Below are 13,018 nucleotides of genomic sequence, written 5' to 3'. Positions count from 1 at the left end.
AAATGTCGCGGTTTCCGCCAATTCCCCTAAAAACCGCTGAATTAACTACAGGAAATCCATCTAATCATCTAAAATGTGAAAAACCAGCTAAATTAGCTGGAGAAAATCCATTTATTCTAGCGCGGCGGCTAGTTGGTGGAAGATGGGGGGCTAGTAGCTGTTGCAGCCGCTTGTAGAAGCTCGTAAGTTACTTATAGTAGCTGCTTGTGGCTGCTTATAGCTTCCTGTATCTGATTGTAATGCCTGTAGCTAATTGCAGCCGCTAGCGGGCGGATGGTTCATGAAAGTGGGTTGGCGGAGTGGTTACATGTAGCTACCTGAAGCCTCTTACAGCTACAAGCAGACAGACGTTGAGTGGGCACGCCCCCACTCAATCCATCTCATATATCGAGCCCGATTTACTCGCAAACAGCTCCGCATATACCTTCTCGGCATAGGCATCGGTCATGCCCGAGATGTAGTCCGCGACGAAGCGCGGCCAACTCCAATTACTATTCGTGCTGCGCCGCTCGTAGCTATCGATCCAGTCGGGCGGGATGATCCACTGCCCTTTGTCCTTATCGATGAAGCTGTCCCAGAGACGCTCGACGATGATTTCGCTGCGCTTTTGCAGGCGCAGGACGCGGAAATCCTTAATCAGCGTGACCCACGCCAGCTTCTTGAGGATTTCCATCGTCCGCAGCAGATCCATATCCTCTGCGCCGTCTTTGACGAGAGCGACTTTCTTCCAGCCGCGCTCCGTGTCGTCGATGATGTCGAGGCGGCTCGCGAATGAGCTGACCCAGCGAGCTTTCATCTCTCTGCGCGTCCGTGATTCCTCGCGGTTGCACTCAGCAAAAATAAGCTCCCACTGCTCCAAATAATCGTGCAACACGCGCCGCACCATCTGCTCGATATCAACTTGCTCCCAGCCGAATTTATGCTGATTGGGATCGTTCAATATCTCCATCACGAGATGTCGAATCAATCGTTGATCTTCGAAAAAGGTAGCGTTCATTTGAATTTTGCCTGCCCGAATGCCATCCTCGATATCATGTGTAGAATACGCAATATCATCGCAGAGGTCCATCAACTGCGCTTCCAATGTGGAGCAGCCCTCTGGCATTTTCCAAATGTCGCGCAACTCACGAATAACGTCCCACTCCGCGCCATATACGCCCTTCAGACGCCCTTCTTCCTCAATGAGGAAGGGATATTTATTAATACCGAGAAGCACAGCTGACGTCAGATCCAGACCACTCTCGCTGCCTGCTCGTTTTTCAAGAAACATGAGGATCCGGAAGTTTTGCGCATTGCCCTCATATTTCAAGCCGTGATCCTTCATTAGGATATGATTGAGCACCTCTTCGCCCTTATGTCCAAAAGGCGGGTGACCGAAGTCATGCGCAATGGATGCGCACTCGACCACGGTCGGATCGATGATCAGGCCTGGATGTTCTCTTTTGCTCAAAAAGGGATTCGTCCGCTCTAAACGCTTCGCCACTTCTCGCGCAATCTGTGCGACCTCCAAGGAGTGCGTCAGACGAGTCCGATAGTAATCTCCCGAGCCGGCCCCGAACACCTGAGATTTCCCTTGTAGACGCCGAAAAGTCGGTGACTGAATCAACCTTGCATAGTCCCGTTCAAATTCATCCCGTTCTTCACTCCATTTCGAGGAAGCTGCCTCACCAGGCCGATATTTCCGTATGTTGTTCATATGCTTGCCTCCTCTAGCCCTCTAGCGCTGTAGGGCGCCGATCTCACCTGTATCCTGCTGCTGGGGCGATTCCTCACACTGCTATCAGTTTATGCGAGAGCATGTACGATAGTCACCATTCGACCCCCTGATGCAGAAGGATTATATTTTTAAAAGAATACTATATTCTCCATGCCCCAACAAGCCTAACCTGATGCACAACTGAAAAAAGGGAATGATGCACAAGACCATTGTCTTGGTGCACATTCCCCAGTGTTCTTATTATTTTAATAAAGATAGAAATTCCGAACGCAGTGTTGCATCCTTACGGAAGGAGCCGCGCACAGCAGATGTTACGGTTTGACTGCCGTATTTCTTCACGCCTCTTGCGCACATGCACATATGCTCGCCTTCAACGACAACCATGACACCATGCGGCTTAAGCACATCGAATAGGATGTCGGCAATTTCAGAGGTAATACGTTCTTGTACCTGCAGCTTGCGTGTAACGACATCAACTAAACGAGCAAATTTGCTTAGACCGGCCACTTTACCGCTAGGTAAGTAACCAACGTGGACTTTGCCAAAGAAAGGCGCCATATGGTGCTCACACTGGCTGTAGTAAACGATATCTTTGATGATAACAAGCTCTTCATGCTGTTCATCAAAAGTAACACCAAGTACTTCGCGAGGATCTGCTGCATATCCTGCAAAAATTTCTTCATACATACGCGTTACACGAGCTGGCGTATCCAACAGACCTTCACGATCTACATCTTCACCAATCAGTCGCAAAATTTCACGGACATGACTTTCAATCTGCTCGCGATTTTCTGCGACTAATCCATTTTTATAATCGATGGATGCCATCTTCTCTACCACTCCACCCTATTTCTTATTTCCGCTTTTGGTTAAAATTTTGGTTTTTCATCATTTGTTGTGCTTTATTCAATTGTTGCTTATTCATGTTGTAGCCCATTTGCTTCGCCATTTTGGCTAGCATTTCAGGATTGTTTTGCATGGATTCCAGCTGTCTCTTCAAATAGAATACACCAATAAAGAAACCGCCAACCAAACCTGCAATCAATGTGAGAATGGGAATTAAATAACTCCACATAACCTGTGCCCCCTGCTTGTACATATTTAGAATAGAATGCTTGTTCTATCATATCATTTCTGTTCCACGGTTTACAAATTAAAGAACTTGTTCAATGAATAAAGTTGTTTCTTTCGCCAGATCGATCTCCTTAATGTCCAACAGTTTATCTGTGGCATCCTGCTTCACAATCCGAATAATCGGACGCGTGGGAAGTCCTCTATGCTGACCAACGACAACGCCAGTCTCCCGATTCGTCAACCGCACCGAAGTTCCTGTCGGATAAATCGAAACAATTTTCAAAAATTGAATCAACACATCGCGATCCAGCTTCGTCTCCGCCAATGCCAGCATGTATTCACAGGCTTCATGGGGCAGCTTGCGTCGTCCTGCAGACATATCAAAGAGTAAGTTGTCGTACATATTGGCGACGGCCGTTATTTTGGCATATAGATGAATATCATCGCCCATGATCCCTCTCGGAACGCCTTCTCCATTTAGTGCCTCATGATGCTGAAAGGCCACATGTGCAATGAGCAGATTGAACTCACGCTTATTCTTCAAAAGCTCAAACCCACGCCACGTATGATGTCGCCGCGGATCCTCCGATTCATCGTCTGTGAGCAGCTCCACTTTCCCAATATCATGGAGAAGCGCTCCCATAGCGAGATCTTTCAATTGGGTCGCATTCATTCCCATATTCATGCCGATGAGCACAGCCATCATGCAGACATTCATGGCATGGATATACATTTGATTATCCTGCGTCCGAATATCGTTCAGCTGTACGAGGACATCACGATTTTTCATAATCTCATCTAACAGTGTGTTGATGGACATGCTGACGTTGCGCGAGTTGAAATCTTTCCCTGACTGAATAGACGCGAACGTCTGCCCCATCTGTGTCATGACAAGGCGCTTCGTTTCATCCGATAGGATTTCTGGGATCTCCACATCTTCTAGGTTCGGGTCTTTGATATAAATCATCGTCACGCCAATTCGATTCAGCGTATTGATCATAAACACGGTTAGCTGCACATTCTCCGAAAGCAAAATTGCCCCATTGCTGGCATATATCGTACGTCCCAGGTATTGACCAGACTCCACCGAATCCAAATGCACATATTTCATAGGATTCACTCCACATGTTGTAATTGTTGAACTTCTAGGATAGCAATGTTCGTTGTTCCAAATCTAATAAGTGCACTTTGGTCGGAAGTCCCCCGCCATAACCCACAAGATCGCCGTTTGCCCCAATGATCCGATGACATGGAATAATGACAGGAATGGGATTTTGATTGTTCGCTCCCCCTACGGCTCTAACAGCTTTAGGCGAACCAATCGCTTCCGCTATATGTTTATAGGATGCTGTCTCCCCATAAGGGATCGTTTGCAAGGCCAGCCACACTCGCTTTTGGAACTCCGTCCCTTGTAAATCCAGATCCCCTTCAAAGCTCTCTCGTTCTCTTTTAAAATACTGCGTTAATTGCTCAGCTACGGATGCTAGCTGCTTCGCATTTTCGTTTAGCTCAAACGCCCCATACCAACGACTTGCCCACTGTTCACGTTGTTCTCGATTCTCCTCATAGGTACCGAACTCGACTTTGCAGAGGCCCTGTGGGGATGCCACAAGCACGAGAGGACCGATGGGCGAGTCGATCTCGGTATAGGTGAGCACGACCGTTTCTTGCTGCTGTTTCATCTTATTCCTCCTGTACGGCCACTGCTTGACTGTTCTGTATAGCTATGGCTTTCTCGATGTCCGTCTTCACCTGCGGCTCTTGCTCAGCCGCAGCAGCTTTAGTTAAAGCCGCAAAAGCTTCCTCACCGCCGATGCGCCCCAGCGCCCACGCTGCGGTAGCCCGGATCTCCGGGCGAGGGTCGCTGCGCAGCAGATCCACCAGGACCGGCACCGCTGTGCGGTCCTTGAAGTTGCCCAGCGCGATGATTGCGTTGCGCTGGATGGGCTTTTTGCCGCGCCAGGAAGCCGCAATGCGCCCGTACTGCTCTTTGAAATCCTTGTTCGACATCGTGAGCAAGGGAATGAGCAGCGGCTTGACCTTCTCCGGGTCAGGCTGCAGTTCGGGATGATGCGTCCAGTTCATCCCCTTGTTCTTCGGGCAGACGACCTGGCACGTATCACAGCCGTAGAGTCGGTTGCCGATTTTGCGTTTGTATTCGTCATCCACATACCCTTTGGTCTGTGTGATGAACGAGATGCAGCGGCTCGAATTGAGCTGCCCTGGGCCGACTAGCGCCCCTGTTGGACAGGCATCGATGCAAATCGTGCAGTCTCCGCACTGGTCCATAATACCTATATCGGATTCGAATGGGATGTTCGTGATCATTTCGCCCAAATACACCCACGACCCCCATTCGGGGGTGATCACGGCGCAGTTTTTGCCGCTCCAGCCGATGCCGGCACGTTCGGCAACAGCGCGGTCGACAAGGGCACCGGTGTCGACCATGCTCTGCAGCCTCGCCTCCGGCACGCGCTCGGCGATGAAAGCCTCCAGCTTCGCGAGCCGATCGCGAAGCACGTCGTGGTAGTCGCTCCCCCACGAGGAGCGCGAGATCATGCCCCGATACGCCCCAGGCTCAGATCGGGGCGGGTTCGAGAGCTTCGATGGGTACGCGACGGCGATCGAGATGATCGACCGTGGCGCGTCGAAGCTCAGCTCAGGATGTACCCGCTTCTCGATGTCCGGCTCCTCGAAGCCGGATTCGAAGCCCTTCTCCCTGTGGCGGAGAAGGATGTCTTTCAATGCGTGAAACGGCTCCGCAGAAGTGAAGCCGATCTTATCAATACCAAGAGAGGGCGCGGCTTCCACGATCTCTTGTTGTAATTTCCGCCAGTCTGTTCTGTCTGCATTGGAAACCGCCAATCTGCTCACCTCTCTCTTTCAATTTCTCTTCTGGTTGTACTTATAGCTTCCCCGCCATATCGAGCGGCCATAACACAAAGTCAGCCCGTCCTTGGACGAGGCTGATCGGTATGACCCCGAACATACGGCTGTCTGCGCTTGCTGCCAGATGCCGATTATCGCCCATTACGAAGATCTGGCCCGGTCCGACCTCTGTCGGTCCGAAGTCACCATCTTCGATTGGCGTATCCGCATACGGCTCGGTGACTTTATCGCCGTTCACATAAAGAGCGCCTTGGCGGCCCTGCACCTCGTCACCTGCGATTGCAATGACCCTTTTGACCAACAAAGGGTGCTGAGGTAATGCTAACTTCTCAGGCTCCTCGAGAATAACGATTTCGCCCCGACTCGGTGCTTTCAAATAGGTGATGGCTTTGTTCACGAAGAGCCACTCGCCTTCTCGAAGCGTCGGATCCATCGAGTGACCGCGCACCGTAGACAAATTGAAACCGAATTGATGAACAATAATAACAACAAGAAGAGCTACGAGAATGGATTTCGTCCAATCCCACAGCTCGTGCGTAAAGCTTTTCGATTCATGAACATACCCTTGTACAGAAACTTGCCTTTTCGAATCTTCTCGCCCTACGAAGAAGCTCACTCAACCGCCTCCGCTCTTATACTTTTCCCATTGCTCATAATAGTAGATCACCATATCATCCTGAAAAGGCGGCTTGTCCTCATTCACTAACGACAGCAGCGCTGCAAGCCCCTCTTTCACCTTCGTTTCGACAAGGGACGAGTAATGGTAGCCGAGCTTATGACGCTCGTATTCATCTTGATCCACAATATGTACCGTTCGATCTGGCAAACGGATAACGTCTAAATCATAATCAATATATGTTAAAATTTGCTGATTCACGTATAAAGGAGAGGCCACATTACAGTAATAGCGAACCCCAGTCTCCTCCATGAGAGCAACGATATTAAACCACATTTTCGGAATAAAAAAAGAAACCCCTGGAATGCGGCTAACCCACTCCTTGCCATCCGCTTCTTGAATCTTAGTCTGACTATTAATGAACACAAGCATGCCCTGTTTCTGATGCTCTTCATGGAGCATACTTGAAGGAACCCGCCAATTGGTCAACCACATGCGATGGAGATGCCCGTCGTGTTTGAAGCTTTTTATCACATACGGCGTGAAATTATCCATGTTCCAAGCTCCTCTGTAAATTGCTGCCGAAACGTCACCTTATTATACTAGAAAAGCATATCTGACCCCCAATTGCAATGGCGGCACAGATATGCTCCCTATAAGTAAACTTATTTTACTTCCCTACCCGTAACAAGTGAAGACTAGACGCTTACTTTTTTCACAATGCTAAGTCGATGAGCAGCTCTGGAAAAGTCATCTGAACTGTAACCAGCAGACTCATACACAGGCAGCACCATTTCATTGTGCACATCTACCGTTACCATAATTTTCTTAACATTCCGCCCGAGAAACCGCTGCTTCATTGCCTCGATCAAAGCTTTGCCGATACCCTTACGTTGATATGCTGTTGCGACTGCGATCCTATAGTAGTAGCCATTGTTGTTATCAATCGTGCCGATAATCATGCCTACGACTTGCTCTTCTTCTTGAGCGATTAAAACAAGCTCCGTGTCCCACGAAAGCTGACGAGCGAAGGCTTCAATCGTCTCCTCATAGCAGGTTTCCGACAGAACGTCTTCTAGAAGTTCTTTAACCGAAGAGGTATCACCAAGTTGAAATGAACGAACATGCATACGGTTCTCTCCCAATTCCATATTAATTTGTAGAGATTAATTTTCTGGTAAAGAAGTAAATACGACAAAAAAACACGAAATCCTGCTGAAAATGTGGTGAAATTCACAAAAAACTTTGTTTTTTTCGATATATCTCTTGAAAGCGCTTAAATGCAAGCGTTTTCAATTATGAAATTCCATTTTAGCTGATTATTCTAGTTCTTTTTACCTCTATGTCATTCGTTATGCTCTAGCCTTTAAGACGCATAAAAGTAGACACGCCAAGGAACAATGTAAAACATAACTATGAAATTTGAGAATTTATGGGATGGATGAACATGGAACTGATCCGCCGCTTATTAAAAGCCGCAAATCGGATGCTCGAAGAAAACAACAACGATCTACAGGAACCGCCACCGTCCGAATTCGTCGAAATTTCGGCAAAACTATCCGAGAATATTGATCAACTCGCCACGATTTTCAGCGATACGCCAGATTTGATCGTTCGCACGTTTACTTATAAACAATCCGGAGTTCCAGCAGCTCTTGCCTATCTAGATGGGCTAGTGGATAAAAACTCCATCAATAATAATGTCCTTCACGAACTCATATTTCACACTACTACAGATACCAGCGATGAATTGCCTGTCGCTTTAGGAGAAATCAAAAGCCTTCTAGTTTGGGAAACCATAGAAACTTCAATTTTGCGAGGCTACAGTATTCTTTTCATCGATGGCCAAGCCCATGCTTTTTCCCTAGAAACCCAAGGCTGGCCGCAACGGGCCATAGAGGATTCTCAAATTGAAGCCTCGCTGAAAGGCGCACATCAAGGCTTTATTGAAACAGGTAGTCAAAATATTGCCTTAATTCGCCGATATATCCCCAGCAGTGAGCTCAAGATTAAAGAACTTTATGTCGGAAACAGGACCAAAAGTAAGGTATCCATCTTGTATTTAGAAGATATTGCGCTCCCTGAGATACGCATTGAATTAGAGCGTCGCATCTCCAGCTTGCAGATCGACTGCATCTTAAATACTGGCGAGCTTGCGGAGCTGATCGAAGATAACCCCTTCTCCCTGTTTCCACAAATGATTACAACCGAACGACCGGACACGGCAGCATCCCAACTGTTGCAAGGACGCTATTGTGTCGTCGTAGATCGATCATCGAGTGTATTAATTGCACCCGTTGGCCTAGCGGCCTTCTTCCAGGGTATTGATGACTACAGTACGCGTTGGCCCGTAGCGACCTTCTTTCGACTGCTTCGTTTCTTCGCTTGTATCATCGCCGCGTTTCTTCCGGCATTTTATATTGCCTGCGTTTCATTTAATCATGAACTGATTCCCTTGGATTTGATTTTGTCGATTGGTGAGTTTCGATCAGCAGTCCCTTTCCCTCCCTTTATAGAGGCACTCATTATGGAAATTATGCTCGAAATGCTAAGGGAGGCGGGAGTTCGTCTTCCTGCGCCCGTTGGCCAAACTGTGGGGATTGTAGGAGGAATTGTCATCGGACAAGCAGCGGTACAAGCGGGCATTGTGAGCAACCTCATGGTCGTTGTCGTCGCCTCTACAGCGGTTGCCTCGTTCATCCTTCCGAACTATGACATGGCGGCTTCCGTTCGTTTAATTCGCTTCCCGATGATGACGATTGCCTCCCTATACGGGATCATTGGGATTATGGCAGGCGCAATGGTCATACTAGCTCACCTCATTAGTTTAAAATCACTTGGAGAAGCGTATAGCACGCCCATTGCACCAGTTCGAATGGCGGACTGGAAAGATGTTTTCATCCGTCTGCCGCTTAAAAAAATGGTCCACCGTCCCAAAAGTGTACGTACGCTTCAAAAACGTCGATATGGCATGATGAAAAAGGAAGGAGATGACTCTTCATGATTCCAGGCAAAGGCAATCAGATTACGCTGTTTCAATTTATTTTGATCATTCACAGTGTACAATTAGGCGTTGGCCTTATCCCTCTGCCTGGCGATCTTGCGAAAGGTTGCGGGACTGACGGATGGATTGTTCTCATCATCGGGTGGCTTATATCTATCGTCAGCAGCCTGATTATCATTCAGATCATGAGGTGTCACCCCAATGGCACGATCATTGATTTACTGAGTCATTACTTTGGCAAATGGGTTGGAAAAGTAGGAATGGTGATGTTTATCGGCTATTTCCTCCTCTATATGTATTTAATTTATAATCGTATGGCCCTGTTAGTTCAGAATTGGATTATGCAGCAAACGAATATTGCTGTTCTCATGCTGCTTTTCCTCCTACCTGCTTATATGATTACCAGGGGGGGATTTCGTATCATTGGCCGCTATTCAGAAATTCTCCTGTTCCTTTCCGGCGGCTTACTATTCACTTCCTTCTATCTATTCAAACATGCGCAATGGATTCATCTGCTTCCCATCCTGAAACATGGCTGGATGCCCATTTTGCAAACCCTACGAACCAACATTCTTTCTTTTGTCGGGTTTGAAATTGCCTTCTTTCTATACCCCTACTTAGAAAAAAAAAGCTCTGCTTCCCTCGGCATCATAATTGCGAATTCGGTCACTTTTTTTGTTTACATGCTGTTTACTTTACTTGCTTTTGTCAATTTCAGTCCAGACGAGATCACACAATACCATAATACGCTCATCTCTTTATTTAAAATCATTGAGTTTCGTTTTCTGGAACGCTTTGATATTTTAATCCTCTCCATCTACTTGCTGATTATCGTAAGAACCTTCGTTCCTGTGCTATATGCGGCAGTTATATGTACTCAGCAGCTTGGACTCAAAGGACAGCCCAGACTGCATATCCTCCTCATCCTTACCGTTATGGTAGGTATCACATGGGTTTTGAAGCCTGGTTGGGATGAAAGTGTGCGTTTAAGGGATATTGTTCAAAATATTGGTATCGGGATCGCTTTTGTTATTCCGCCGCTCTTATGGGCCGTTCTAACGGGCATGCGTCGTGTCTTAAGGAGGTCCTCCCCATGAAGCCGATGCGAACAAGCCTTATTTTATTTCCGCTTTTCGCTTTCTTCATTCTGATATCTAGCTGTAAAGATCAAATGCCCTTAGAAAATGTGACGCTTGTTCTCATGGTCGGGTTGGATTTAGATAAAGATAATAATCTCGTCATTTATGCATCAAGTCCCGTCTTTAACAAGGAAGCCAAGGTGAAAAATGAAGTCACCAAAGTAACTGCGATTAACATAAGAGATAGCCGAAACGAATTTGACACGCGCGCTTCAGCGCTTGTTAGCGCAGGTAAAATCCAAAATGTGCTCATAAGCAAACGCATCTTAGCTCATGACGATTGGTTTAAGCTGCTCGATGTCTTCTACCGTGACCCCAAAACATCTGAAACGGCCAGAGTGATCGCCGTTGAGGGCTCCGTCGAGGAGATTATGAACTTTGCGCCTGCAGATAAACGGAGAATGTCCATGCATATTGCCAAGCTCCTAGATACCGCCCATATGCGCAATTTGGTACAAGTCTCAACACTATTTGACCTTCATCGGCAAATGTATGAGAAAGGAATTACGCCCTACTTAACTGACCTCCGTAAGGATACGGAAGTTGTGGCAGCAGGCACAATGCTTTTGAGTAAAAAAGGAAAGTATGCCTACGCCATTAGCAATACAGAGAACCAGCTTCTTCAAATGCTGCAAAAGGAGAAGAATGGCCCTCTATCCTTCACCGTCAAACTTCCAGAAGAAAAAGGCGACTCCCCCTTTGTAACAGGCGCACTCAGCTTCTATGCGTTGCGCATCAAAAGGGACTTGAAAGTCACTTTCGAGGAGAATAAGTTCGTTTTTGATATCCAATGCTCCATACCTATTCAATTGACTGATAAACCTTTCACCTTCGATGTGAGGAATGATGCGTCTAAGCTTGAAGCCGAGATCAATCAGCAGCTAGAGGCGCAGATGAAATCTCTGGTAAAAAAAATGCAAGAGCATGAAGTGGATCCCATCGGCCTAGGCCTTTATGCGCGCGCCTATCAATTCAAGGCCTGGGAGCACGTACAAGATGAGTGGGGGCATGCGTTTTCGGAAGCTGATGTACGTATCCATGTAAAGACGAAAATAAAGAATATGGGTGAAACCCTATAAAGCATGTATGAGATGCGTGAAAAAACACCATCTTATAGGAGGATATTCCGATTCAGAAAGAGGTGAAACCTATGTCCGATAAAGAATTAGATCATGAACTTACTGCACATGAGTATCCTCGTGAAATTCCAGATTTTCAATTTATGAGCACGAAAAAACCAGAAGAATGGACGGAGATCGAACTGCTCCAGCTCCACCGTACGATGAGCGACTTATCCCCCTACCTTCATGAGCAAGATACAGCCATGCACAATCAAATCACACGGGAAATGGAACGTCGCGGCATTTAAGGGACTACCGACTTAGTAAACACAAATGTTGCTTTATTAGCTGTGTTCCTTCATAATGAAATTGAAACTACATAATTTTTAGGAGGTATTTATTCAATGGCACATCAACTACCCGCTCTACCGTACGCAAACGAAGCACTTGAGCCGCACATCGACGCAAAAACGATGGAAATCCATCACGATCGTCACCATAACGCTTACGTAACAAACCTGAATGCAGCTTTGGACAAACACCCAGCTCTGCATGACAAATCCCTTAACGACCTGATCGCTGACCTTAACAGCCTTCCTGAAGATATCCGTACTGCTGTTCGTAACAATGGTGGCGGACATGCTAACCACTCCCTATTCTGGGAAACAATCGGACCAGAAGCTGGCGGCGCACCTACAGGCGCTCTAGCAGCAGCAATTGACAGCGAGCTTGGCGGCTTTGATAAATTCAAAGCAGATTTCGCTGCAGCAGCAACTACACGTTTTGGCTCTGGCTGGGCTTTCCTAGCTGTTGACAAAGCTGGTAAATTGAAAGTGTACAGCTTGCCGAACCAAGACAGCCCGATCATGGAAGGCGAAACGCCAGTTCTTGGTCTTGATGTTTGGGAGCATGCTTACTACCTAAACTACCAAAACAAACGTCCTGATTACATCGCAGCTTTCTGGAACGTTGTTAACTGGAACGAAGTTGGCAAACGTTACGACGCAGCGAAATAATTTGATTTAAAAAAAGCGACCCTTAGGGGTCGCTTTTTTTGTTGGAAACGGCGATGCGCACTTAGCTATCCCTTCGGATTTGGACCATATTGATTATCGTTGACGTCACTATCTTGGCAGAAAAATACGAGCAGAATGATGAAACCTATCAAGGGAATGATGCCGAGCAGTATCCACCATCCACTTTTCCCCGTGTCATGCAATCTACGAAAGGCTACAGCTAGAGAAGGTAAAAGGATAAATAGCGAATATAGGCCCGACAGGACTTGATCCAACCCGATAATAGCCTCCACAATACCTAACCCAATCGAAATAATAATATTGAACAAAACGAACATCCAATATTCCTTCCGTCTTGCTCTGCCTGAAAATCCTACATAATTCGATAACACCTTAACATACCATTCCATTGAGCATCGACTCCTTTCTTCTCCCATTGATATTCCAAGAAGAGGAATCTCATGCCATCAAGTGCCGGTTAGCAATTTTCCTTTACGTGCAT

General features: G+C 46.9%; 15 protein-coding genes. 5 read left to right on the top strand and 10 right to left on the bottom strand.

Annotated elements, in window-relative coordinates:
- Positions 1-370 precede the first annotated feature (370 nt).
- From ACSQ8O_RS33175 to ACSQ8O_RS33135, 9 genes are all read right to left on the bottom strand, one after another.
- On the bottom strand, positions 371-1,696 hold the full coding sequence (locus ACSQ8O_RS33175; RefSeq protein WP_436245171.1) for a deoxyguanosinetriphosphate triphosphohydrolase family protein: 1,326 nt from the start codon (positions 1,694-1,696) through the stop codon (positions 371-373).
- A 261-nt stretch (positions 1,697-1,957) separates the two neighbouring features.
- On the bottom strand, positions 1,958-2,545 hold the full coding sequence (folE, locus tag ACSQ8O_RS33170; protein ID WP_056617551.1) for a GTP cyclohydrolase I FolE: 588 nt from the start codon (positions 2,543-2,545) through the stop codon (positions 1,958-1,960).
- A 25-nt stretch (positions 2,546-2,570) separates the two neighbouring features.
- Positions 2,571-2,792, bottom strand: coding sequence for a YneF family protein (locus ACSQ8O_RS33165; RefSeq protein ID WP_056617548.1), 222 nt, complete (start codon positions 2,790-2,792; stop codon positions 2,571-2,573).
- Positions 2,793-2,870: 78 nt separating this feature from the next.
- Entirely contained in the window at positions 2,871-3,902 is a 1,032-nt protein-coding gene (locus ACSQ8O_RS33160; protein WP_436245170.1) for an HD-GYP domain-containing protein, read from the bottom strand.
- A gap of 34 nt (positions 3,903-3,936) precedes the next feature.
- Positions 3,937-4,473 carry a methylated-DNA--[protein]-cysteine S-methyltransferase gene (locus tag ACSQ8O_RS33155; RefSeq protein WP_436245169.1) on the bottom strand — a complete coding sequence of 179 codons (537 nt, stop codon included), beginning with the start codon at positions 4,471-4,473 and terminating at the stop codon, positions 3,937-3,939.
- Position 4,474: 1 nt separating this feature from the next.
- Positions 4,475-5,656: a tRNA epoxyqueuosine(34) reductase QueG gene (gene queG / locus ACSQ8O_RS33150; RefSeq protein WP_436245168.1), complete on the bottom strand. Its 1,182-nt coding sequence runs from the start codon at positions 5,654-5,656 to the stop codon at positions 4,475-4,477.
- Between the two features lie 40 nt (positions 5,657-5,696).
- Positions 5,697-6,296, bottom strand: coding sequence for a signal peptidase I (gene lepB / locus ACSQ8O_RS33145; RefSeq protein WP_436245167.1), 600 nt, complete (start codon positions 6,294-6,296; stop codon positions 5,697-5,699).
- The gene (locus tag ACSQ8O_RS33140; protein WP_056617538.1) at positions 6,297-6,851 is read right to left on the bottom strand and encodes a DUF402 domain-containing protein; all 555 of its coding nucleotides are present in this window, start codon (positions 6,849-6,851) and stop codon (positions 6,297-6,299) included.
- 143 nt (positions 6,852-6,994) lie between these two features.
- Positions 6,995-7,426: a GNAT family N-acetyltransferase gene (locus ACSQ8O_RS33135; RefSeq protein ID WP_157256964.1), complete on the bottom strand. Its 432-nt coding sequence runs from the start codon at positions 7,424-7,426 to the stop codon at positions 6,995-6,997.
- A 317-nt stretch (positions 7,427-7,743) separates the two neighbouring features.
- Here ACSQ8O_RS33135 and ACSQ8O_RS33130 point away from each other — a divergent pair, with 317 nt between their 5' ends.
- The 5 genes from ACSQ8O_RS33130 to ACSQ8O_RS33110 all read left to right on the top strand — a co-directional run bounded on the left by ACSQ8O_RS33130 (position 7,744) and on the right by ACSQ8O_RS33110 (position 12,516).
- Positions 7,744-9,300 (top strand): spore germination protein, encoded by a 1,557-nt coding sequence (locus ACSQ8O_RS33130; RefSeq protein WP_436245166.1) that lies wholly within the window; start codon positions 7,744-7,746, stop codon positions 9,298-9,300.
- Positions 9,297-10,397, top strand: a complete 1,101-nt coding sequence (locus ACSQ8O_RS33125) for a GerAB/ArcD/ProY family transporter (protein ID WP_436245165.1) — start codon at positions 9,297-9,299, stop codon at positions 10,395-10,397. Before ACSQ8O_RS33130 ends, ACSQ8O_RS33125 begins: the two co-directional genes overlap by 4 nt.
- On the top strand, positions 10,394-11,518 hold the full coding sequence (locus ACSQ8O_RS33120) for a Ger(x)C family spore germination protein (RefSeq protein ID WP_436245164.1): 1,125 nt from the start codon (positions 10,394-10,396) through the stop codon (positions 11,516-11,518). Before ACSQ8O_RS33125 ends, ACSQ8O_RS33120 begins: the two co-directional genes overlap by 4 nt.
- A gap of 71 nt (positions 11,519-11,589) precedes the next feature.
- Positions 11,590-11,808, top strand: a complete 219-nt coding sequence (locus ACSQ8O_RS33115) for a hypothetical protein (protein ID WP_056617525.1) — start codon at positions 11,590-11,592, stop codon at positions 11,806-11,808.
- A 96-nt stretch (positions 11,809-11,904) separates the two neighbouring features.
- Positions 11,905-12,516 carry a superoxide dismutase gene (locus ACSQ8O_RS33110; RefSeq protein ID WP_028555379.1) on the top strand — a complete coding sequence of 204 codons (612 nt, stop codon included), beginning with the start codon at positions 11,905-11,907 and terminating at the stop codon, positions 12,514-12,516.
- A gap of 65 nt (positions 12,517-12,581) precedes the next feature.
- On the opposite strand, the gene ACSQ8O_RS33105 is transcribed toward ACSQ8O_RS33110, so the two are convergent.
- Positions 12,582-12,926, bottom strand: a complete 345-nt coding sequence (locus ACSQ8O_RS33105) for a DUF805 domain-containing protein (RefSeq protein WP_056617522.1) — start codon at positions 12,924-12,926, stop codon at positions 12,582-12,584.
- Between the last annotated feature and the right edge of the window lie 92 nt (positions 12,927-13,018).

Source organism: Paenibacillus sp. LjRoot56 (genome assembly GCF_964253335.1).
Lineage (GTDB): Bacteria > Bacillota > Bacilli > Paenibacillales > NBRC-103111 > Paenibacillus_E > Paenibacillus_E allorhizoplanae.
Note: the sequence above shows the minus strand (reverse complement) of the source record. Positions and strands in the feature narration are given on the sequence as shown.